Source organism: Streptomyces sp. NPDC037273 (assembly GCF_055603625.1).
This window is the reverse complement of sequence record NZ_JBVJVO010000018.1, coordinates 112,157-134,998: the sequence shown is the minus strand read 5'-3', so window position 1 is coordinate 134,998 and position 22,842 is coordinate 112,157. Positions and strand designations below refer to the sequence as shown.

The 22,842-nt window shown below is 69.5% G+C and carries 13 protein-coding genes; all 13 read left to right on the top strand.

The window, feature by feature from the left end; genetic code table 11:
• Window positions 1-31 precede the first annotated feature (31 nt).
• The 13 genes from ACZ7G1_RS34055 (at window position 32) to ACZ7G1_RS33995 (ending at window position 22,816) form a co-directional block, all read left to right on the top strand.
• Window positions 32-5,536, top strand: a complete 5,505-nt coding sequence (locus ACZ7G1_RS34055; protein WP_471204351.1) for a type I polyketide synthase — start codon at window positions 32-34, stop codon at window positions 5,534-5,536.
• A gap of 23 nt (window positions 5,537-5,559) precedes the next feature.
• Window positions 5,560-10,857, top strand: a complete 5,298-nt coding sequence (locus tag ACZ7G1_RS34050; RefSeq protein WP_470881150.1) for a type I polyketide synthase — start codon at window positions 5,560-5,562, stop codon at window positions 10,855-10,857.
• A 29-nt stretch (window positions 10,858-10,886) separates the two neighbouring features.
• Window positions 10,887-11,624: an arylamine N-acetyltransferase family protein gene (locus ACZ7G1_RS34045; RefSeq protein ID WP_470881148.1), complete on the top strand. Its 738-nt coding sequence runs from the start codon at window positions 10,887-10,889 to the stop codon at window positions 11,622-11,624.
• A 114-nt stretch (window positions 11,625-11,738) separates the two neighbouring features.
• A complete protein-coding gene (locus ACZ7G1_RS34040; protein ID WP_470881146.1) occupies window positions 11,739-13,298 on the top strand; it encodes an FAD-binding oxidoreductase in 1,560 nt (519 codons plus the stop codon).
• Window positions 13,295-14,059: a thioesterase II family protein gene (locus ACZ7G1_RS34035; RefSeq protein WP_470881144.1), complete on the top strand. Its 765-nt coding sequence runs from the start codon at window positions 13,295-13,297 to the stop codon at window positions 14,057-14,059. Before ACZ7G1_RS34040 ends, ACZ7G1_RS34035 begins: the two co-directional genes overlap by 4 nt.
• Window positions 14,060-14,064: 5 nt before the next feature.
• On the top strand, window positions 14,065-15,288 hold the full coding sequence (locus tag ACZ7G1_RS34030; protein ID WP_470881142.1) for a 3-deoxy-7-phosphoheptulonate synthase: 1,224 nt from the start codon (window positions 14,065-14,067) through the stop codon (window positions 15,286-15,288).
• A gap of 214 nt (window positions 15,289-15,502) precedes the next feature.
• The gene (locus tag ACZ7G1_RS34025) at window positions 15,503-16,405 is read left to right on the top strand and encodes a thiamine pyrophosphate-dependent dehydrogenase E1 component subunit alpha (protein WP_470881140.1); all 903 of its coding nucleotides are present in this window, start codon (window positions 15,503-15,505) and stop codon (window positions 16,403-16,405) included.
• On the top strand, window positions 16,402-17,382 hold the full coding sequence (locus ACZ7G1_RS34020) for an alpha-ketoacid dehydrogenase subunit beta (protein ID WP_470881139.1): 981 nt from the start codon (window positions 16,402-16,404) through the stop codon (window positions 17,380-17,382). Before ACZ7G1_RS34025 ends, ACZ7G1_RS34020 begins: the two co-directional genes overlap by 4 nt.
• The gene (locus tag ACZ7G1_RS34015; protein WP_470881137.1) at window positions 17,379-17,657 is read left to right on the top strand and encodes a biotin/lipoyl-containing protein; all 279 of its coding nucleotides are present in this window, start codon (window positions 17,379-17,381) and stop codon (window positions 17,655-17,657) included. The genes ACZ7G1_RS34020 and ACZ7G1_RS34015 overlap by 4 nt, the downstream gene beginning before the upstream one ends.
• Complete coding sequence (locus ACZ7G1_RS34010) at window positions 17,650-17,895, top strand: phosphopantetheine-binding protein (protein WP_470881135.1); 246 nt, start codon at window positions 17,650-17,652, stop codon at window positions 17,893-17,895. The genes ACZ7G1_RS34015 and ACZ7G1_RS34010 overlap by 8 nt, the downstream gene beginning before the upstream one ends.
• Window positions 17,895-18,818 (top strand): 3-oxoacyl-ACP synthase III family protein, encoded by a 924-nt coding sequence (locus tag ACZ7G1_RS34005; RefSeq protein ID WP_470881133.1) that lies wholly within the window; start codon window positions 17,895-17,897, stop codon window positions 18,816-18,818. Before ACZ7G1_RS34010 ends, ACZ7G1_RS34005 begins: the two co-directional genes overlap by 1 nt.
• Window positions 18,819-18,841: 23 nt before the next feature.
• Window positions 18,842-20,026 (top strand): zinc-binding alcohol dehydrogenase family protein, encoded by a 1,185-nt coding sequence (locus tag ACZ7G1_RS34000; RefSeq protein ID WP_470881131.1) that lies wholly within the window; start codon window positions 18,842-18,844, stop codon window positions 20,024-20,026.
• Window positions 20,027-20,053: 27 nt separating this feature from the next.
• Complete coding sequence (locus ACZ7G1_RS33995) at window positions 20,054-22,816, top strand: helix-turn-helix transcriptional regulator (RefSeq protein WP_470881130.1); 2,763 nt, start codon at window positions 20,054-20,056, stop codon at window positions 22,814-22,816.
• The last annotated feature ends 26 nt before the right edge of the window (window positions 22,817-22,842 follow it).

Here is a 22,842-nt window from a genome sequence, read left to right as displayed (position 1 = left end):
GTTCGAGTCGTTCCCAATGGAGAAGAACCACGTGGACAACAACGAAAAGCTCGTCACGTACCTCAAGCGCATGACAGCCGATCTGCACCAGGCGCGACAAACCATTGCCGAACTCGAGAGCGCCGATTCCGAGCCGATCGCCATTGTGGGGATGGCGTGCCGTTTCCCGGGTGGGGTGACGTCGCCGGAAGAGCTGTGGGACCTGCTCATGGACGGCGGTGACGCCATTTCGGGCTTTCCGGTGAATCGGGGTTGGGACCTGGAGAACCTCTATCACCCGGACCCGGACCACCCCGGCACGAGTTACACCCGGGAGGGTGGCTTCCTGCACGACGCCGACGAGTTCGATGCGGGGTTCTTCGGGATCTCGCCGCGTGAGGCGCTGGCGATGGACCCGCAGCAGCGGCTGATGCTGGAGATCTCCTGGGAGGCCCTGGAACGATCCGGCATCGACCCGGCCACCCTGCGCGGCAAGCCCGTCGGCGTCTTCACCGGCACCGGAGGCGGCGATTACAGGGCCGAATCCCAGGACGTCCCCGCCGGCGTCGAGGCCTATCTGATGACAGGGGTCCTCGGCGGCATCCTGTCCGGCCGCGTGTCCTACACCTTGGGCTTCGAGGGGCCGGCGGTGACGGTGGACACCGCCTGCTCGTCGTCGCTGGTGACCCTGCACCTGGCGGCCCAGTCGCTGCGGTCGGACGAGTGCTCGATGGCGCTGGCCGGCGGTGTCACGGTCCTCGCTCCGAACGCCTTCATCGGCTTCTCGCGGCAGCGTGGTCTGGCCGCCGATGGCCGGTGCAAGTCGTTCGCGGCCTCCGCCGACGGCACCGGCTTCGCGGAGGGTGCGGGTGTGCTGGTGCTTGAGCGGTTGTCGGACGCGGTGCGTAACGGGCATCGGGTGTTGGCGGTGGTGCGGGGTTCGGCGGTGAATCAGGATGGTGCGTCGAATGGTTTGACGGCGCCGAATGGTCCGTCGCAGCAGCGGGTGATTCGTCGTGCGCTGGCGAACGCGGGGCTGTCCACCACCGAGGTCGATGTGGTGGAGGCGCATGGCACCGGGACGGTGCTGGGTGATCCGATCGAGGCGCAGGCCGTCATCGCGACTTATGGGCAGGGTCGTGAGGCGGATCAGCCGTTGTGGCTGGGGTCGTTGAAGTCGAACATCGGTCACACCCAGGCGGCCGCGGGTGTGGCGAGTGTGATCAAGATGGTGCAGGCGATAGGGCACGGTGTTCTGCCGCGCACCTTGCATGTCGATGAGCCGACCCCGCAGGTGGACTGGTCGGCGGGCGCGGTGGAGCTACTGACCGAGACTCGGCAGTGGCCCGAGACGGGACATCCGCGCCGTGCGGGCGTGTCCGGCTTCGGGGCATCAGGTACGAACGCGCACGTCATCCTGGAGCAGGCGCCTGAGCAGGTTCCCCCGGCGGGGGAGGCCTCGGCTGTGTTCGACGGTGTCGTGCCGCTGTTGGTGTCGGGGCGTGGTCAGGCTGCTTTGGCGGGTCAGGCTGAGCGGTTGGCCGGGTTCCTCTCGGTGCGTGGTGGGGGCGAACTCGCTGGTGTGGCGCGGTCGTTGGTGTCGACTCGTGGTGCTTTGAACGATCGTGCTGTGGTGGTGGCGGCGGATCGTGAGGGGGCGGTGGCTGGTCTGGAGGCTTTGGCTCGGGGTGAGTCGGGGCCTGGTGTGGTTACTGCGGGTCGTTCGGTGTTGGAGGACGGCCGGTTGGGGGTGTTGTTCTCGGGTCAGGGTTCCCAGCGGGTGGGGATGGGCCGGGAGTTGTATGGGCGTTTCGGGGTGTTCCGTGAGGCGTTCGATGCTGCGTGTGGGGTGTTGGACGCGCGGTTGGCGGGGTTTGTGGAGCATCCGGTGGCGGATGTGGTGTTCGGTGTGGTGGATGTGCCGGGTCTGCTGGATCGGACTGTGTATACGCAGGCTGGTCTGTTTGCCGTGGAGACGGCGTTGTTCCGGTTGGCGGAGTCGTGGGGTGTGCGGCCGGATGTGGTGGGTGGTCATTCGGTTGGTGAGGTGGTGGCGGCGCATGTGGCGGGGGTGCTGTCGCTGGAGGACGCGGGGTCGTTGGTGGCCGCGCGTGGCCGTTTGATGGAGGCGTTGCCTGAGGGTGGCGCGATGGTGTCGGTGGCCGCGGCGGAGGAGGAAGTCGCTGGACTGCTGCCGGCGGGTGTTTCGGTCGCGGCGGTGAACGGTCCGGAGTCGGTAGTGATCTCCGGTAATCGCAGTGAAGTGCTCGCGGTGTCAGAGGAGTTGGCCGGGCGCGGTTTTCGGGTCAAGCAGTTGCGGGTGAGTCATGCCTTCCACTCCCCGTTGATGGAGCCGATGCTCGATGACTTCCGTGCGGTGGTTGCGGGGTTGGCGTTCAAGTCACCGCAGTTGGCGATGGTGTCGAACGTGACCGGGCGGATGGCGGATCCCGATGCGGTGACCTCGCCGGATTACTGGGCGGAGCATGTGCGCTCGACCGTGCGGTTCGCCGATGGTGTGAGGGCGCTGCGAGAGGCGGAAGTCTCCACGGTGGTGGAGCTCGGGCCGGACGCGGTGTTGTCGGGTATGGGCGCGGAGTGCATGCCGCAGGAGCCCGGAGTGTTCGTACCGGTCTTGCGGCGCGGCGGGGATGAGGTCGCCTCTGTGGTGGAGGCAGTGGCCCGGCTGCACGTGCGGGGTATCGGGGTCGACTGGACGGCGCTGGTGGGCCGGGATGAGGGTTGGCCGCTGGATCTGCCGACGTACGCCTTCCAGCGCCAGCGTTTCTGGCTGGCCTCAGGCAGTGGATCAGGCGATCCGGCCGGGCTGGGTCTGGCTGAGGTCGGTCACCCGATGCTGGGTGCGGTCGTGGAGGCGCCCGCTTCGGGTGGTGTCCTCTTCGTGTCGCGGTGGTCGCTTGGCTCGCATCCCTGGCTGGCTGATCACGCCGTGGCGGGATCGGTTCTCGTGCCGGGCGCCGCGTTCGTGGACCTGGTGGTGCGCGCCGGTGACGAGGTCGGTTGCGGTCTCCTGAGCGAGCTGGTGATCGAAGCGCCGCTCGTCCTGCCCGAGCGGGGCGGAGTGCAGGTCCGGGTGAGTGTGGGAGAGGTGGACGAGACCGGGCAGCGCACGGTCCAGGTCCACTCCCGGGCAGAAGACGCAGGCCCCGGCAGTGCGTGGACGCGTCACGTCTCAGGCCGTCTGGCTCCCGAAGTCGCGCACCCTGACTTTGAGTTGACGCAGTGGCCGCCCGCCGGCGCGATTGAGGCGGAAGGCGCCGCGCAGAGCGCCGCAGAGCGCGCTTACCGGGAGCTGGAGGAGACGGGTTACGGCTATGGGCCGGCCTTCCGCGGCCTGAGCCGGGTCTGGACCCGGGGTGAGGAGGTGTTCGCCGAGGTCGTTCTGCCCGACGAGGCGGGTAAGGCCGACGGATTCGGAGTGCATCCCGCGCTGATCGACGCCTGCTTCCACGCCGGGGTCTTCCGCACTGACACGGCTGGGCAGGAGCAGAAGCTCGTCCTGCCGTTCGCCTGGAACGAGGTACGGGTCTTCGTGACCGGCGCGACCGCACTGCGCGTGCACCTGTCGTTCGATGGCCCGGATGTCGTCAGCCTTCGGGTGGCCGACGACGCCGGCACTCCCGTTGCCTCGGTCGGGGCGGTGATCGCCAGGACCGTGGCGACGGAACAGCTGCGGGCCGGGGCGGGGTCCGGCTGGTCGCGTGATGCCCTGTTCGGGTTGGAGTGGACCGAGGTCGCGCTGTCGCAGCCGCCGGCGGCTCCCGGTATTCCTGAGGTGCGGTCGGCGGCGGACATCGCTGCGCTGGCCGTCTCCGGTCCGACGGGTGGGGCCGCGGTGGCGGACCTGACGGCCGCTGAGGGAGGAACGGCCCAGGAGCTGAGCGCGTGGGCCTTGGGTCTGGCGCAGGCATGGCTGGCGGAGCCTGCCTTGGGTGAGAGCCGGTTGGTGGTGGTCACGCCGTCGCCGGCTGATCCGGCGGTGGCGGCCGTCTGGGGTCTGGTGCGTACGGCGCAGGCGGAGCATCCGGGTCGGTTCGTGCTCGTGGCGACCGACGACCCGGACGCGACGCGGCAGGCGCTGCCGGGAGTGCTGGCTTCCGGAGAGCCTCAGCTCGCCTTGCGGGAGGGGGTCGTGCTGGCGCCTCGGCTGGTACGTGCCGTCGGTGCCGTCGACGCGGACACCGGCGGCCGGGAGCTGGACCGGGAGGGCACGGTACTGGTCACCGGTGGTACGGGCACGCTGGGTGCCCTGGTGGCGCGGCACATGATCGAGACGCACGGCGTGCGCAACGTACTGCTGGTCAGCCGTCGTGGCGACCAGGCCCCTGGGGCCGGGCGGCTGCGTGAGGAGCTGACGGCTCTGGGTGCGGACGTACGGGTGGCGGCGTGTGACGTCGCCGATCGGGACGCCGTGGCGGCGCTCATCACCTCGATTCCCGCGCACGCCCCGCTGACCGCTGTGGTGCATACGGCGGGTGTGATCGACGACGGTGTCATCACCGCGCTGACCCCTGAGCGCCTGGACACCGTGTTCCGTCCGAAGGTCGACGCCGCGCTGGTGCTGGACGAGCTGACGCGGGACCTGGATCTGGCCGCCTTCGTGCTCTACTCGTCCGCGGCCGGCACCTTCGGGACCCCCGGGCAGGGGAACTACGCGGCGGCGAACGCCTTCCTCGACGCCCTCGCCGAGCGTCGCCGGGCCGCCGGGCTCCCCGCCACCTCGCTCGCCTGGGGTGGCTGGGCGGAGAGCAGCGGGATGACGGCCCACCTCAGCCGAAGCGACCTGCAGCGGTTGTCGCGGGGTGGAGGCGTCGAGCTGACCACCGAGGAGGGCCTGGAACTGTTCGACCGGGCATGGCGCGCCCCGGACCCGGTCCTGGTCGCGGCCAAGCTCGATTTCGTGACGTTGCAGGCCCAAGCGGCGGCCGGCTCCGTTCACAGCCTGCTGCGCGGCCTGATCACCGCTCGTCGCAGTGCGGCCCAGCCGCAGCGACCGGCCGGACCCGGCCTGGCGGAGCAGCTCGCCGCCACTCCGCCGGCACGGCAGGAGGGGGTTCTGCTCGACGTGGTCCGGCGTGAGGTCGCGGCGACCCTCGGGCATGCCTCGGGCGGCCAGGTGGATGCGGACCAGGGGTTCAGTGACATCGGGTTCGACTCCCTGCTCGCCGTCGAACTCCGTAACAAACTCACGGAGCTGACCGCGCTGCGACTGCCCGCCACGTTGGTCTTCGACCATCCCACGCCGCGGAGTCTCGCCCGCTTCCTGCTGGAGGAACTCCGCCCCGAGGCGAACGACACGCATGATCTCGCCAGTCGGGAGGCCGAATTCCGCAGGATGCTGGCCACCACTCCGATGGCACGCTTTGAAGAACTCGGGCTTATGCACGCGCTCATGACTTTGCTGAATGAGCAGGATTCCGGATCAGCCGGGACAGCGGCAGCAGCCGAGCAGCAACAGGATTCCACGTCTCTGATCATGGAGATGGGCGTCGACGACCTCATCGCACGCGCGATGAAGGAAACCAAGAACCAGTAGCAGACCGCGAAAGAGGCAACGGCATGACAAGTTCGGACAACGCGGTCGTCACGGCGCTGCGTGCTTCACTGATCGAGAACGAGCGGCTGGAGAAGGAGAACAAGAGGATCCGCGAGCGGTTGAACGAACCGATCGCGATCGTGGGAATGGCCTGCCGATTCCCGGGCGGGGTTTCCTCGCCCGAGGACCTGTGGGAGCTGGTGTCCTCCGGCGTCGACGGAATATCCGGCTTCCCGGAGGACCGTGGCTGGGACCTCGCCAGCCTCTACCACCCCGATCCGGAGCACCTGGGCACGAGCTACTGCCGTGAGGGTGGTTTCCTGCAGGACGCTGCGGAGTTCGACGCGGGGTTCTTCGGGATCTCGCCGCGTGAGGCGCTGGCGATGGACCCGCAGCAGCGGCTGATCCTTGAGACCTCGTGGGAGGCGCTGGAACGATCCGGCATCGACCCGGCCACCCTGCGCGGCAAGCCCGTCGGCGTGTTCGTCGGGGAGATGTACCACGACTACGCGAACGGGGTCACGGATCAGACGAGCGGCGTCCCGGAGGGCGTCTCCGACTACCTGATGCTGGGCGGCGCGGGGAGCGTGCTGTCGGGTCGCGTGTCGTACGTGCTGGGTGTCGAGGGCCCGGCGGTCACGGTGGACACCGCCTGCTCCTCCTCCCTGGTGACCCTGCACCTGGGCGTGCAGTCGCTGCGGTCGGGGGAGTCCTCCCTGGCACTGGCCGGCGGTGTGACCGTGATGGCCGGCCCGGACGCCTTCATCGGGTTCTCGCGGCAGCGTGGTCTGGCCGTCGACGGCCGGTGCAAGTCGTTCGCGGCCTCCGCCGACGGTACGGGTTGGGCCGAGGGTGTCGGCGTGCTGGTGCTCGAGCGGTTGTCGGACGCGGTCCGCAACGGGCATGAGGTGCTGGCGGTGGTGCGGGGTTCGGCGGTGAATCAGGATGGTGCCTCGAATGGTTTGACCGCGCCGAACGGCCCGTCGCAGCAGCGGGTGATCCGTCGCGCGCTGGCCGACGCGGGTCTCGCGGCCGGTGAAGTCGACGCGGTGGAGGCGCACGGCACCGGGACGGTGCTGGGCGACCCGATCGAGGCGCAGGCCGTCATCGCGACCTATGGTCAGGGCCGTGATGCCGGGGAGCCGTTGTGGCTGGGCTCGCTGAAGTCGAACATCGGTCACACCCAGGCGGCTGCGGGTGTGGCGGGCGTCATCAAGATGGTGCAGGCAATGCGTCACGGTGTTCTGCCACGCACGCTGCACGTGGATGAGCCGACCCCGCAGGTGGACTGGTCGGCGGGCGCGGTGGAGCTCCTCACCGAGACTCGGCAGTGGCCCGAGACCGGACATCCCCGCCGTGCGGCCGTGTCCGGCTTCGGTGTCAGTGGCACCAACGCGCACGTCGTCCTGGAGCAGGCGCCGGAACAGGCGCCGGCCGAAGGCGAGCAGGGAGCCCTGGAGGGGGACCCGGTTGTTCCCCTCCTCGTCTCGGGGCGTGGCCAGGCTGCTCTGGCGGGTCAGGCTGAGCGGCTGGCCGGGTTCCTCTCGGAGCGCCGAGATGGCGAACTCGCCTCTGTGGCGCGCTCTTTGGTGAGCACCCGTAGCGCCCTGGTGGACCGCGCCGTGGTCGTCGCCACAGACCGCGAAGAGGCGGTCACTGCCCTGGAGGCGCTGGCTCGCGGGGAGTCGGCGCCTGGTGTGATCACCGCCGGCGGTCCTGCCGTGAAGGACGGCCGGCTGGGGGTGTTGTTCTCGGGTCAGGGTTCCCAGCGGGTGGGGATGGGCCGGGAGTTGTATGGGCGTTTCGGGGTGTTCCGCGAGGCGTTCGATTCGGCGTGTGGGGTGTTGGACGCGCGGTTGGCGGGGTTTGTGGAGCATCCGGTGGCGGATGTGGTGTTCGGTGTGGTGGATGTGCCGGGTCTGCTGGATCGGACTGTGTATACGCAGGCTGGTCTGTTCGCTGTGGAGACGGCGTTGTTCCGGTTGGTGGAGTCGTGGGGTGTGCGACCGGATGTGGTGGGTGGCCATTCGGTCGGTGAGGTGGTGGCGGCGCATGTGGCGGGGGTGCTGTCGCTGGAGGACGCGGGCACGTTGGTGGCCGCGCGTGGCCGTTTGATGGAGGCGCTGCCTGAGGGTGGCGCGATGGTGTCGGTGGCCGCGGCGGAGGAGGAGGTTGTTCCTCTGCTGCCGGCGGGTGTTTCGGTGGCGGCGGTCAACGGCCCGGAGTCGGTAGTCATCTCCGGTAACCGCAGTGAAGTGATGTCTGTGGCTGAGGAGTTGGCCGGGCGGGGGGTGCGGACACGTCGACTGACGGTGTCGCACGCGTTCCATTCCGGGTTGATGGACCCGATGCTCGATGACTTCCGTGCGGTGGTTTCGGGGTTGGCGTTCAAGTCGCCGCAGTTGGCGATGGTGTCGAACGTGACCGGGCGGATGGCGGATCCGGACGTGGTGACCTCGCCGGATTACTGGGCGGAGCATGTGCGCTCGACCGTGCGGTTCGCCGATGGTGTGAGGGCGCTGCGAGAGGCGGAAGTCTCCACGGTGGTGGAGCTCGGGCCGGACGCGGTGTTGTCGGGTATGGGCGCGGAGTGCATGCCGCAGGAGCCCGGAGTGTTCGTACCGGTGCTGCGCCGTGGCGGGGATGAGGTCGCCTCTGTGGTGGAGGCAGTGGCCCGGCTGCACGTGCGTGGCATCGGGGTCGACTGGACGGCGCTGGTGGGCCGGGATGAGGGTTGGCCGCTGGATCTGCCGACGTACGCCTTCCAGCGCCAGCGTTTCTGGCTGGCCTCAGGCAGTGGATCAGGCGATCCGGCCGGGCTGGGGCTGGCTGAGGTCGGTCACCCGATGCTGGGTGCGGTCGTAGAGGCGCCCGCTTCGGGGGGCGTCCTGTTCGTGTCGCGCTGGTCGCTTGGCTCGCATCCCTGGCTGGCTGATCACGCCGTGGCAGGCTCGGTTCTCGTGCCGGGCGCCGCGTTCGTGGACCTGGTGGTACGCGCGGGCGACGAGGTCGGTTGCGGCCTGCTGAGTGAGCTGGTGATCGAAGCCCCGCTTGTCCTGCCCGAGCGGGGCGGAGTGCAGGTCCGGGTCAGCGTGGGAGAGGTGGACGAGGCCGGGCAGCGCACGGTCCAGGTCCACTCCCGGGCAGAAGACGCGGGCCTCGGAAGCGCGTGGACGCGTCACGTCTCGGGTCATCTGGCTCCCGAAGTCGCGCACCCTGACTTTGAGTTGACGCAGTGGCCGCCCGCCGGCGCGGTTGAAGTGGAGGGCGCGGCGGAGCGGGCGTATGCGGAGATGGCGGAGACGGGATACGGCTACGGTCCGGCCTTCCGTGGTCTGAGCCGGGTCTGGACGCGCGGCGAGGAGGTGTTCGCCGAGCTGGTGCTGCCGGAAGAGGCGGGCAAGGTCGATGGTTTCGGGGTGCATCCGGCGCTGATCGATGCGTGCTTCCATGCCGGGGGCTTCCGTACCGACACGGCTGGGCAGGAGCCGAAGCTCGTCCTGCCGTTCGCCTGGAATGACGTGCGGATCTTCGCGATGGGTGCGGCCGCACTGCGTGTGCACCTGTCGTTCCAGGGTCCGGACACGATCACTGTCCGCATGGCTGACGGCACTGGCGCGCCGGTCGCCTCGGTGGAGTCTCTGGTCTCCCGGCCGGTGCGCTCCGAGCAGATCCGTGCCGGGTCCGGCGTGATCAATGACCAGTTGTTCCGCGTGGTCTGGGGGCCGACTTCGGTGAAGCACCGGGGCGGTTCGCTGAACGCGGTGTCCGTGGCGACTGCCGATGACGTCAGGGCGCTGGCTGCGGAGGCCGAGGTTCCCGGGGTTCTGCTGCTGGATGTCGTCGGGGACGAGCGGGCCGACGCGGCGGAGGTGCGGGACCTGGCGGCCCAGGTGCTGGAGGTGGTGCAGGCCTGGACGGTCGAGCCGGCTCTCGCGGACTCCCGGCTGCTGGCCGTGACCCACGGTGCCGTGGCGGTGGGGGGCGAGGAAGCGCCGATGGACCTGGCGGCCGCGGCGGTCGGTGGTCTGCTGCGTTCGGCACAGGCCGAGAATCCGACGCGGATCGTTCTGATCGACACCGATGACAGCGAGGCGTCGCTGCGGGTGCTGCCGGACGTACTGGCCTCGCGCGAGCTGTATGTCGCACTGCGGGAGGGGGTCGTGCTGGCACCTCGGCTTGTGCGTGCCATGGACGTCGGCGGTGCGCACGCGGGCCGGGAGCTGGACCGCGATGGCACCGTACTGGTCACCGGCGGTACGGGTGCGCTGGGTGCCGTGGTGGCGCGGCATGTGATCGAGACGCATGGTGTGCGCAACGTGCTGTTGGTGAGTCGTCGTGGCGACCAGGCCCCTGGGGCTGGGCTGCTGCGTGAGGAGCTGACGGCTCTGGGTGCGAACGTGCGGGTGGAGGCGTGTGATGTGGCGGACCGGGAGGCGACGGCCGCTCTCCTGGCCTCCATAGCGCCCGACGCCCCGCTGACGGCCGTGGTGCACACGGCCGGTGTGACCGACGACGGTGTCATCACCGCGTTGACCCCCGAGCGCCTGGACACCGTGCTCCGTCCGAAGGTCGACGCCGCGCTGGTGCTGGACGAGCTGACCCGGGACCTGGACCTGGCGGCCTTCGTGCTCTACTCGTCCGCGGCCGGCACCATCGGCAATCCCGGGCAGGGCAACTACGCGGCGGCGAACGCCTTCCTCGACGCTCTCGCCGAGCGCCGCCGGGCCGCCGGACTCCCGGCCACCTCACTCGCCTGGGGTTGGTGGGGCAAGAGTTCCGAGCTCACCGGCCATCTCGACGAGGTCGACCTCAAGCGGATCAACCGAATGGGGATCGTCGCCTTCACCGACCAGGAGGGCATGGAGCTCTTCGACACGGCGCTGTGGGCTCAGGACGCGGTACTCGTCCCGGCCAAGTTCGACTTCGCGGCCATGCACGCCCAGCTGGAGCCCGGCCATCTGCCTCTGATGTTCCGCGGTCTCCTGAAGGCGGGCCGGCGGTTCGCCCAGGACGAGGCGAGCGGCGTCGGCAAGCTGGCGGAGGAGCTGGCGGGTGCCACGAAGGCCGAGCGGGAGCAGATCGTGCTCGGCATGGTGCAGCGCGAGACGGTGGCGATCATCGGCTATCTGTCGGCCGATGACTTCGGGCCGGAGACCGGACTGTTCGACATCGGCTACGACTCGCTCACGGCGGTGGAACTCAGGAACCGGTTGTCCGAGCTCACCGGGCTGCGGCTGCCGCCCGGCTTCGCCTTCGAGCACCCCTCGATCAAGGAACTCGCCGAGCAGCTGCTCGAACGACTCGACGACGCCAGCTGATCCGCCGGACCATCAGAAGGAGATCGACCTTGTTCGACAAGAACACGTACCTGGAGCGCATCGGCTACTCGGGCTCGGCCGAGCCGACGCTGGAGACGCTTCGGGAGCTGCACCGCAAGCACCAGACGAAGTTCCACTACGACAACGCGTACGTCGGGATCACGGACTTCCTCCGGTTCGACCTGGACGACATGTTCGTCACCACCGTCCTGAAGGGCCGAGGCGGAATCTGCACGGACCTCAACTTCCTGTTCGCCCGCCTCCTCGAGGAGCTGGGGTTCGACGTGAAGCTGGTGGCCGCCGGCATCCTCTTCCCCGGCGGGCACTGGGGACCTGACGTCGAGCACGCCGTCATGGTGGTCCGCCTCGACGGTGAGGACTGGCTGACGGACGTCGGCTACGGCGGGGTCTCCATCGTGGAACCGCTGCGCATGTCGGGTGAGACCGATTCCCAGGACGGTACCGAGTTCCAGCTGCTGCGCGACGGCGACCACCACGTCCTGCGGTACCGCACCCGCGGCAAGGACTGGCGGATCGCGTACCGGGTCACGACGGAGGCACGGGACCGGAACGAGTGGAACGTGCTCACCGAGCTGAACACCATCCACAAGGACGTGCTCGTCCGCCGGCGCCGCTGTGTCACCGACAACGGCCAGGTCATGCTCACCGCCAACCTGATCGTCTCGATCGAGGACGGTGTGGAGTCCTCCCGGCTGGTCCGCGACCCGGCCGAGCTGGAGAAGGTCGTCAGCCGGTACTGGGGCTGAGCGGCGGGTTCCGGGTGACCGGAAGCCCCACCGGTGCCCCCTGGCCGCCCCTCACCGATAGGGGCGGCTAGGGGGTGCGGCAGGGGGTTGTGAGGGGCGCGGCCGTCTGGGTGAATGAGCCGGAACTGCGAGACCAGGGACTTCAGGAAAATGGTTCAGGTAAATCCCGACGACCCCCGGTACGCCGATCTCCAGATGCGCGGCTATAACCGTCGTTTCGTCGGTGCGCCCGGAAGCGTGCATGTGGTCGGCGACACCGATGAGGTGGTCGATGTCGTGAACAGCGCCGTGCGGCACGGAAGACGGATCGCCGTGCGAAGCGGCGGCCACTGTGCCGAGGGTCTGGTCGACAACCCGGAGGTCGATGTCGTCATCGACCTCTCTCTCATGGACTCCGTCTCCTACGACCCGGCCAGACGGGCCTTCGCCGCACAGGGCGGCGTCCGTCTGGGACGGCTCTACAGTGTGCTCGACCTGGGTTGGGGCGTCACCCTTCCGGGCGGCGCCTGCCCGGAGGTCGGCGTCGGCGGTCATGTGACCGGTGGCGGCCACGGGGTGCTGTCCCGTCTGCACGGTTACGTCTCCGACCACCTCTACGGCATCGAAGTCGTGGTGGTCGATGACGACGGGACGGCGAAGGCCGTCGTCGCGACCCGGGAGCCGGACGATCCGAACCGCGACCTCTGGTGGGCCCACACCGGGGGCGGCGGCGGCAACTTCGGTGTCGTCACCCGCTTCTGGTTCCGCGCTCCGGGGGCGGACGGCACCGATCCGGCCGCGCTGCTGCCCCGTCGGCCGGCCCGGCATGTGTCCGCCGCGGCGATGTGGCAGTGGGACGACTTCGACGAGGACTCGTTCGCCACGCTGCTGGACAACTTCATGGCGTGGAGCGCTCGGAACAGCGCACCGGACACCTCGACGGCGGCCCTGCACGCGGAGGTCGCGGTGCTGCACCGGGACTCCGGCATGCTGATGCTGACCGGCCGTGTGGACCCGTCGGTTCCCGGGGCCGAGAAGCTCCTGGACGGGTACCTCGCCGAGGTGACGGCCGGCCTGCCCGAGCCCAGCACGACCACGAGCGAGGACGAGCCCTGGCTGTACAAGGTGCTCAACGTTCCGGACGCGGGTGAGGCGTTCGGCCTTGAGGCGTCCCGACTGCGCTCCAAGATCAAGGCGGCGTACCTGCGCAAGCCGCTCGAAGCCGAGCAGGTCCGGACGGTCTACCGGTACCTGACGGACGTGGACTACGGCTATCCGGCCGCCGGACTGATGATCGCGGCCTGGGGCGGCCGGATGAACGTGCTCGCCCCCGCCGACACCGCCGTCCCGCAACGCGACTCGATCATGCAGCTGTCGCTGATCAACTCGTGGAACGACCAGGACGCGGACGAGAAGCACCTGACGTGGATCCGGCGCTTCTACCGCGATCTCTTCGCCGCGACGGGCGGGGTTCCGGTGCACGACGACCGGACCGGCGGGTCCTACATCAACTGGCCCGATACCGACCTGCTGGATCCCGATTGGAACGCCTCCGGTGTTCCCTGGTCCACGATCTACTACGGCGACAACTACCCGAAGCTGCAACAGGTCAAGGCGCGTTGGGATCCGCGCGGGGTGTTCCGGCACGCCTTGTCGATCGAACCGCCTCAGGACAACCGGCAAGGAGCACCATGACCGTCACCGATGCCCAGAGCGCGCTGTGGATCCGACGGTTCCGTCCGGCGCCCGACGCACCGGTCAGGCTGGTGTGTTTTCCCCACGCGGGTGGTTCGGCCACCTTCTTCCTGGAGTTGGCCAAGGACCTCGGCCCGGACGTCGAGGTTCTGGCCGTGCAGTATCCCGGGCGCCAGGACCGCAGGAAGGAGCCGCTGATCGAGACCGTCGCCGGTCTGGCCGAGGCGGCGGCCGACGCGCTGCTCCCGTGGGCCGACCGCGGACTCGCCCTGTTCGGCCACAGCCTCGGCTCGATCGTCGCGTACGAGGTGGCGCGGTTGCTGCGGGACAAGGGGCACGCGCCGGTCGCGCTGTTCGCCTCGGGACGCCGCGCCCCGTCGATCGAGCGGACGGAACTCGGCAGCGACGTGGACGACGACACTCTCCTGCGCACCCTGCGGACCCTGGGCGGCACCCCTGCCATGGTGTTCGAGGACAAGGAGCTCGTGCGGCTCGCCCTGCCGGCGATCCGGGCGGACTACGCGGCGGCGGAGACGTACCGGCATCGGCCGGGTCCGCCGTTGAGCTGCCCCCTGACCATGCTGACCGGAGAGGACGACCCGATGGTGTCGCCGCAGGACGCGGTGGCCTGGCGGGAGCACACGTCCGCCGAGTTCGACCTGATCACGCTGCCGGGCGGGCATTTCTACCTCACCGACCAACATGCGGCCGTGACCAGGGCGATCACGGATCGGCTCGCAGGGCTCACCCGTCCGGTCTGACCGCGATGAGCGACCACCAGCCACCTCTCGGCGGCGCGGAACTCCGTGCCGCCGCCGACGGATTGGCGGAACTGCCGCCGTTGGTCCAGGTGGCCGAGTGCGAGCTGCTGCGCCGACGGATGGCGGCGGTGGCGCGTGGCGAGGCGGTTCTGCTCCACATCGGCCAGGGCACCCTGCCGGCTCCCGCTCCGAGCGAGGGCTCACTGGGCGAGCGTCTGGGAATCCTGCTCCAGCTGGCGAACGTCCTGGCCTACGCCACCGCCCTGCCCGTCATCAGGATCGGCTGGATGATCGGGCAGAGTGCGGGGGCACGCTCGGCGCGCGAGATGTACGACGGCTCCGCGCGCGCCCTCAACCTCATCCGGGCGGCCATCGCCGGGTGGTCGCCCGACCGGCGTCGGACCCACGACCGGATCCGCGCCTTCGCTGCGGGCTCGGAGCGGGGTGCGCGGCACGGGGACCGGGCGGAGGAGACCGCCCGTGGCCTGGCGTTCCTCCGGGCCTGCGGCGTCGACCCGGACAGGCTCGCCGGCGGTGAGTTCTTCGTCGGGCACGAAGGTCTGCTGCCGGAGTACGAAGTGGCACTGACCCGGTGCGATGGCGATCGGCGCCCGTACGCCACCAGCGGCCATCTGCTGTGGATGGGCGATCCCGCCGGTGGCGCCGACGGCACACTCGTCGAGCACTTCGCGCGGATCCGCAATCCCATCGCCGTCGTCCTCGGGCCGACCGCCGAGCCGGACCAGGTGCTCGGACTGCTCGACCGCCTCGATCCGTGCCGTGAACCGGGCCGTCTGACGTTCGTGCTGCGGGCGGGGGCGGGGCGGATCCGCGACGTGCTTCCCACGTTGGTCGAGAAGGTGACAGCGGAAGGTGCCTTGGTGTGCTGGGTGAGTGACCCGGTGCGAGGTAATGCCGAGCGCACCGCGAAGGGTTGGTCGGCCCGCCGGTTCGATCGCGTACTTGACGAAGCGCGGGCGTTCGTGGAGGTCCATCAGGCGCTCGGTACCCACCCCGGCGGTGTGTCCTTCGACACCGGCGGCCGACGCGCGACCGGCCCGGCCACCGGCCGGGCCGAGGCGCCGGGCGGCCCGCTCAGCGGGGACCAGTCGCTCGATCTGGTCTTCACGCTGGCCGAGGCGTACCGCGAACGGGCCGGAGCTGACGGGCCGTTGTCATCGAATGACACAGCGGCAGCAATTGCCGCTGCGAAGCTGAGACCGGACTGAGCTCTTCGAGTTGACGGATTCGATCACACACTGGCAATCGTCGATCTTCGTGACTAGCATGTCGATAGGTCGGAGTAAGCCATTTCGGACGGTAGGTGATCGAGCTTCGAGTGGCCGTCGGGTGATTGTTATGAGGGTTATTCACCTTGGCGACACTTCTGCCGAAAGGTGACGTTTGGTCACCCAATTGAGCGTTACCTAGGGGAGTGGTCCTTTGCAGACCAAGTCGTTGTGCGGGCTCGGCGACGACCTGAGGCGATCGATCCTGCGCCACATGCTCATCGCGCGGGGGGTGGACGAAGAGGCGCGCCAGCTGCAGAAGCAGGGCGCACTCGACCTCTGGCTCTCCTGCCAGGGGCAAGAGGCTGCGCAGGTGAGCTCCGCCCTCGCCGTCGGACCCGAGGCCACCATATTTCCCAGCTATCGGGAGCATGCGGTCGCCCTGACCCGCGGTGTGCCGGCGGACGAGCTCCTCGCCCAGTGGGCCGGACGCACCCTATGCGGATGGGACCCCCGGGACCGGCGATTCTTCCCTTATACCCTTGTTCTTGCCGCGCAGACGCTGCACGGCGTCGGATATTCGATCGGCCGGCGCTTGCAGGGAATGGACGATTTCGTCGTCGTTTATGTGGGTGACGGTGCGACAAGTGAGGGCGACATGTCGGAGGCCATGAATCTGGCCGCCGTCGAGTCGGCATCGGTTCTCTTCATTTGCCAGAACAATGGCTGGGCGATTTCCAAGCCCTCCGGCGAGCAAATGCTGACCACGGTGGCGGACCGAGCCCGCGGATTCGGGATCGAGTCCTCGCTGATCCCGGGCGGCGATCCGGAGCTGGTCCACCGCGAGTGCGTGCGGGCCGTCGACCACGTCCGGAACCGGCGGTCGCCCTACCTGATCGAGATGCGGGTCGGGCGCATTCACGGTCACTCGACCTCCGATGCCCAGGAGGTCTACCGCGGCGAGGACGACATCGCACGCGCGGCCGCCGCCGACCCGGTCGCGGCGTACGCGGGCCGGCTGACCGAACTGGACGTCGTGGACGCCGAGTGGCTGCGGGACGTCGACGCGGAAGTACGCGACATCCGGGCGCAGTTGATGAAGAGGTACGCGTCATGAGTTCGCGGCGACCCACGCCTCTGGCGGAGACGATCAACACCACCCTGGCCGATCTGCTGGAGCGCGACCCGAAGGTGCTCCTGGTGGGTGAGGACATCGGCCGACTGGGCGGGGTGTTCCGGGTCACCCGGGGCCTGCAGGAGAGGTTCGGCCGGGAGCGGGTGCGTGACGCGCTGCTCGCGGAGTCGACGATCGTCGGCCACGCCATCGGTCTCGCGATGTCCGGGCTGACACCGGTCTGCGAGATCCAGTTCGACGGCTTCACCTACCCCGCGGTCAACCAGCTCGTCACCCAGGCCGGCCGGATCGTCAACCGATGGAACGGGAACATCCGGCTGAACCTCGTGGTGCGCATCCCTTCGGGCGGTGGCATCCGGGGCGTGGAACACCACAGCGAGTCGAACGAGGCCCTCTTCGCACGCGTCCCCGGCATCTCGGTGGCGTACCCGTCCACCGGTGAGGACGCCGATCAGATCCTGCGGCACGCGGTGGGGATGGGCTCGCCGGTGGTGATCTACGAACCGATCAGGCTGTACTGGCGCCGCAACCTGCCCGGCCGCGTCGGCGGACCGCCGGTGTCGCCGACCTCGGCCCGGATCGTCAGGCCCGGCACGGATGTGACCGTGGTGACCTTCGGGGCGATCACGAACGATGTGCTGGCGGCGGCGGAGGCGCTCGGCCCGTCGGTCGATGTCGAGGTGGTGGACCTGCGCTGGCTGGCGCCGATCGACATGACGACCGTCCTGGAGTCGGTCGCCCGGACGGGCCGGCTCCTGGTCGTGCACGAGGCGACCAAGGACGTCGGTATCGGTGCCGAGGTGGCCGCGGCGGTCTCCGAGAGCGGATTCGCATCACTCAAGTGCGCGATCAGGCGACTGGCGCCGGAGCGCCGCGACTATCCGCCGGCCGACTTCGAGCCGGGCTACCAGATCGGCGTCGATCAGATCAAGGAAGAAGTGCTGAGGATGGTCAAGTGAGTTCGGCGGATTTCGAGGGACGCGTTCCGAGCTTCGGCCACGGGCTCGCCGAAGCCCTGCTCGTCGCATGGGTCGCCGGGATCGGGGACCGGGTGGAGCGCGGGGACGTGATCGCGGAGGTCGAGACCGACAAGGCGACCACGGAGATCGTCGCGGAGCGGTCCGGGCAGGTCGTCGACCACTGCGTGACCGCCGGATCGATCGTCAAGTCAGGTGAACTGCTTTATCGGCTGGCCGGGGATCGGCCGACCGGGGAGGACATACAGGATGAGTGACATCGAACGCCGGGTATCGGACATCATGCTGGCCAAGCTGCGGGTCCGCGAGCCGTCGCTTGAGCCGACGGACTTCGACAAGTCGATCTACGACCTCGAACTCGACTCGCTCGACGTCGTCGAGCTCACGCAGGTCCTGGAGCGGGAGCTGAAGGTCCAGGCCGATCGCAGGAAGATCGGGAGCCTCATGCTGCTCGAGGAGTTCCGGTCGTACTTCGTCCTGCTCGCGACCCGGTGATGGCCGCGGGGATCGTCGACATCGCGGTGCCGGAGGTGGGCACGCCGATCGACAACTCGTACTTCGAGTCGATCGGGCTCACCGACGAATGGATCAAGCGGCGCAGTGGCATCTCCACGCGCCGCTGGCTGCCGGAGGAGACCTCGCTGGCGGAAGTCGCCGCCGAGGCCTGCCGGCCGCTCGTGAGCCGTCAGAGCGACCCTTCCGCCATCGGCGCGCTGATCGTCGTCAGCACATCGGTCCGTCAGCGGGTGCCGGGCATCGCCCAGCAGGTCGCCACCCTGGCCGGACTGGACACGTCGGTCCTGGCGTTCGACATGAACGCGGCCTGCTGCGGCTTCGTCTACGCCCTGACCACCGGTCTGTCGCTCTGCGACGCGGGTCAGGCCCGGTCGGTCATGGTGTGCTCGGTCGAGGCCATGTCGACCATGGTGGACAAGACGGACCGGCAGACCGCCTGCATCTTCGCCGACGGCGCCGCCGCCGTCCTCCTGTCGGCACGCGAGGAGTTCGCGCCCTTCAGGCACCTGGCCGGGGGCGACGGTACCCAGACGGGCCTGATGTGCCAGACCGAGAACGGCGGAATCCATCTGGACGGTGCCGCCGTGTACGACCGGGCGGTACAGCGCATGACCGAGACCGCGGAGCGGCTGTGCTCGTTCGACCCGCGCCCCTCGGTCCTGGTCGGGCACCAGGCGAACGGCCGGATCCTGGAACAGGTCCGGTCCTTCACCGCGCCGCTGGGAGTGCCTTTCCTCAACAGGATCGAGAAACACGGCAACACCTCGTCCGCCTCGATTCCACTGGCGTTCGGCGGCGCGCTCCAGGACGCTTCGGTGCCCTCGCGGGGACGGCTGGGTGCCGTCGCCTACGGGGCCGGCGAAGCCTGGGGCGGGGTTTCGGTGAGTTACGGCATCGGCTGACAGCCGACAGTGCCGTCATTTCTTTGGAGGTCGTTATCTACTCGCCAGACGCCTGGGTGCTCCGGGCCGGGGAGACCGCCGGGCTGTCGGCCGACAAGGACGACTGCGCGCTGCGCCGCGAGGTCTTCCCGTTCGGACCGCTGGAAGCCGGTGAGGTTCTGGTGGAGCCGATTCTCGGCTCCTGGGAAGCCAACATCGAGCACGCGCTCGCCCGTTCGCCGATCGACATCTGCCGAAGCCGTGGTGAGCAGGCGGTGGTCGTCGGAAATCTGGGCGTGGTGCGGGTGGTCAAAACCCATTCGGCCCGCTCGGGAAAGAAGCTCCGGGAGGGTGACCTGTGCCTGCTCCTGCCGTTCGGCAAGTGTGACCCGTACGGTTACGCGGAGCTGGCATACGGGTACGACGCACCGCACACCATAGGCCTCATGGCCACCCTGTCGAAGATCGACGAGCGGCTGCTCCTGCCGATCCCCGCCGACACCACCCACTCCCTGGAACAGTGGGCGACCTACGGCCGGTACTTCACCGCCTGGGACAACTGGCATCGGGCCCTGGCGTGCTGGCGCACCCAGATCCCCGACGACGACCCGGGGAACCACCTGGTGTTCGGCTGGGGCGGCGGAGTCGCCTTCGCGGAGCTGCTGCTCGCCCGGCGCGCCGGATTCCGGGTGGCGATGACCGCGGGCTCGGACGAGCGCCTGGCCTTCCTGCGGGACCACGGCATCATCCCGGTCGACCGGAGGAAGTTCCCCGATCTCTCGCTGCCGTCCAGGCGCGGCGCGCCGGACCCTGAGGCGCACCGTCGGCATCGCACGTCGCGGGCCGCCTTCCTGGAGCTGGTCGACGAGCTCAGCGGGGGCAAGGGCGTCGCGATCTTCGTGGACAACATCGGTGAACCGCTCTACGGCACGACCGTGCCCGCGCTGGCCAGGCAGGGAGTGATCACCACCTGTGGCTGGAAGGCGGGCATGCGGCTGACGAATCTGCGCGGCGCGGAATGCATCAACCGGCACATCCATGTGCACACGCACGTCTGGCGCCTCCAGGACTCGCCCACGATCCGCGATTTCCAGGAGTCCAGCGGGTGGATCGGGCCCGCCGAATCCACCGTCGTCTACGACTTCGACCGGATTCCGCAGCTCGCCGACGACTACGCACAGGGCAGGATCGGTTCATATTTCCCGCTGTACCGGGTGAACCCGGAATAACGGATAAACGGAACGGAGAGCACGACCATGGGGGAACAACGGGGGATGATCGAACGGGATGCGGCCCTTTCGACGTTAAAGGGACTCTTTGCCGATTCTCGGGGTGGCAAAGGTCAACTGGCCATCGTCCACGGCCCGCTGGGAAGTGGAAAGAGCGAGCTGATGTGCGGCTTCCTGGAAGCCGTCGAGGAGTGCCCGGCGCTCGTGCTCAGTGCCACGGCATCCCGCTGGGAGAGCACGCTGCCTTTCGGAGTGCTCTCCCAGCTCTTCCAGAACAGCCGGATACCGCACTCCGTCCGGGCCGATCTGAACCGGATGTTCATCGCCCTGACAGAGCGGGAGCAGAGCCTGGATCCGGAGTCGGCCGACCTCTTCCCGGTCGACATGTTCGCGGATCTCCACAAGACCCTGCTGGTCCTGACCGATCTGGCGGAGCGCACTCCGCTGGTGATCGGCATCGACAACCTGCACTACATCGACGGGCCGTCCCTGCGCTGGCTCGCCTACGTCCTGCCCCGGCTGCGCTTCACCCGCGCGCTGGTGGTCCTGACCGACGACGACGCGCGCGGCCCGGCCGACTCCTTCCTGCGGTCCGAACTGCTCCAGCAGCCGAACGTCCACCGGATCCCGGTGGGCCCGCTGACACCGGAGGGCGTGACGCGCCTGATAGCCAGGGACCTCGGCGATGGGGCGGCGTCCCGGCTCGGCGACGAGTTCGCGGCGGTGAGCGGCGGCAACCTGCTGGTGCTGAGGCACCTGATCCGGGACGCCCGCACCGGGGGCGAGGAGTACGGCCAGGGGTACAGCGCCGCCCTGCGCAGCTGCCTGAACCACTGCGCCCCGGTGGCGCTCGCGGTCGTGCGTGCCCTCGCGGTGCTCGGCAGCGGCGCTTCGCCGGCCGAGCTGGCGCGGCTGGCCGACGCCGATGAGTGGGAAGTCAACCGCGCGCTCCGCTCGCTGAACGACGCGAGACTGCTCGACGGCACCGCGTTCAGGCATCCGGCGGCGGCGGTCGACGTGCTGGACACCATGTCGGTGACCGAGCGCTCCGAGCTCCATACGCGGGCGGCCGATCTTCTGCACGGCATGGGCGCGCCGACGGTCGCCATCGCCGAACAACTCGGCAACGCCGATTCCGCCGCCCAGCCCTGGGCCGTGGACGTGCTGGTGGCCGCCGCACGCGAGTCGCTGACGGCCAACCGGGTCCAGACCGCGGCCGGCTATCTGCGCCTCGCCGAGCGGACCGCCGCCGGCTCCCCGGCCGTGGCCGCGATCCGGGTGCAGCTCAGCCGGATCGGCTGGCAGGTGGATCCGGCCTCGGCGTCCCGGAGCCTCCCCGCGGTGACCGCGGACGCCTCGGCGGGACGCCTGGCACCGTGCGACGTGCTGGAGCTGATCTGGGAGCTCTCCTGGTACGGCGAGGTCGGCGCGGTGGCGGACGCGCTGGACGGACTGCGCTGCCGAGGGCAGGAACCGCAGGGCGTCGGCGCGGAGGACGCGCAGGGAGTCCTCTCCTGGCTGGCCTGTCTCTACCCGTCGTACGCCTCCGCGCGCAGGCCCGTGGCCACCGGACCCGGTGAGAGCGGCGGAGCGTGCCGGCTGGCCCCGTGGCTGACGGCGGGCTCGCTGGCCGGCGGTTTCCTCCGGGGCCGGTCCGAGGACGTCGCCGCCCAGGCCGAGCAGGCCCTGGAGAACCTGATACTCGAGAACGACTCCTTGTGGAGCGGAGAGGTGGCCCTGCTCGCCCTCCTCGTCCTGGTGTACACCGACCGGCTCGATGCCGCGGCCGGCCACTGCGACCGTCTGCTGGCGGAAGCCGGCGTGCGCCACGCGCCGGCCTGGCAGGCGGTGTTCACCGCGGTGCGGGCCGAGACGGCCCTGCGCCAGGGGAACCTGAAGCAAGCCGCCCGCGATGCCCAGGCCGCCCTCGACATCGTCCCGGCCCAGGGATGGGGCGTCGCGCTGGGACTTCCGCTCGGCTGTCTGATCCTCGCGCACGTGCGCATGGGCCGGCTCGACGTGGCCGCGAAGTACGTCGCACAGGGCTTCCCGAGCACCATGCTGCAGAGCCGCTACGGGCTGCACTACCTCTACGCCCGTGGGCACTACCGGCTGGCGAGCGGCCATGCCCAGTCGGCGCTGGCGGACTTCCTGGCCTGCGGCGAGCTGATGGACTGCTGGGAGATCTACGGGACCGGGCCCGTGGCGTGGCGGACGAGTGCCGCCGAGGCCTGGATCAAGCTCGGCGACCGGGACCAGGCGAAGCACCTGGTGCGGGACCAGCTCAGCAGGCTCTCGCCGGGCAGTGCCCGCGTCCGCGGGCGCTCCCTGCGGCTGCTGGCGGCCGCCAGCAGCACACAGCAGCGCCCGCAGCTCCTCGAAGAGGCGGTGGACCTGCTCCACGACTGCGGGGACAAGTTCGAGCTGGCCCTCGCCCTGATCGATCTGAGCCACGCCTTCCAGAAGGCCGGTGACCTGCGGGGCGCCCGGCGTCTGGCGCGCAGGGCGTGGCACGCGGCGAAGGCCATCGGCGCGGAGTCGCTCTGCGCGCGGGTCGCCCCCGAGTACCGGGAGAAGCACCCCGCGGCCGTGCCGAAGAAGAACACGAAGGCGCTGTCCGCCCTCTCCAAGCAGGAGCGGCGCGTGGCCATGCTGGCCTCGGAGGGCTACACCAACCAGGAGATCGCCGATCAGCTCTTCGTCACGAAGAGCACGGTGGAGCAGCACCTCACCCGGGTGTTCCGCAAGCTCAACGTGCAGCGCCGCCAGGAGTTGAGCCAGTCCGCGTGAGCCGTACCACCGAGGGGAGCGGGCCG

Coding starts and splice junctions, on each gene's coding strand:
- ACZ7G1_RS34040 (WP_470881146.1), top strand. CDS start 11,739: ATGAGCCGGAACTGCGAGACCAGGGACTTCAGGAAAATGGTTCAGGTA.
- ACZ7G1_RS34010 (WP_470881135.1), top strand. CDS start 17,650: ATGAGTGACATCGAACGCCGGGTATCGGACATCATGCTGGCCAAGCTG.
- ACZ7G1_RS34035 (WP_470881144.1), top strand. CDS start 13,295: ATGACCGTCACCGATGCCCAGAGCGCGCTGTGGATCCGACGGTTCCGT.
- ACZ7G1_RS34020 (WP_470881139.1), top strand. CDS start 16,402: ATGAGTTCGCGGCGACCCACGCCTCTGGCGGAGACGATCAACACCACC.
- ACZ7G1_RS34050 (WP_470881150.1), top strand. CDS start 5,560: ATGACAAGTTCGGACAACGCGGTCGTCACGGCGCTGCGTGCTTCACTG.
- ACZ7G1_RS34005 (WP_470881133.1), top strand. CDS start 17,895: ATGGCCGCGGGGATCGTCGACATCGCGGTGCCGGAGGTGGGCACGCCG.
- ACZ7G1_RS33995 (WP_470881130.1), top strand. CDS start 20,054: ATGGGGGAACAACGGGGGATGATCGAACGGGATGCGGCCCTTTCGACG.
- ACZ7G1_RS34030 (WP_470881142.1), top strand. CDS start 14,065: ATGAGCGACCACCAGCCACCTCTCGGCGGCGCGGAACTCCGTGCCGCC.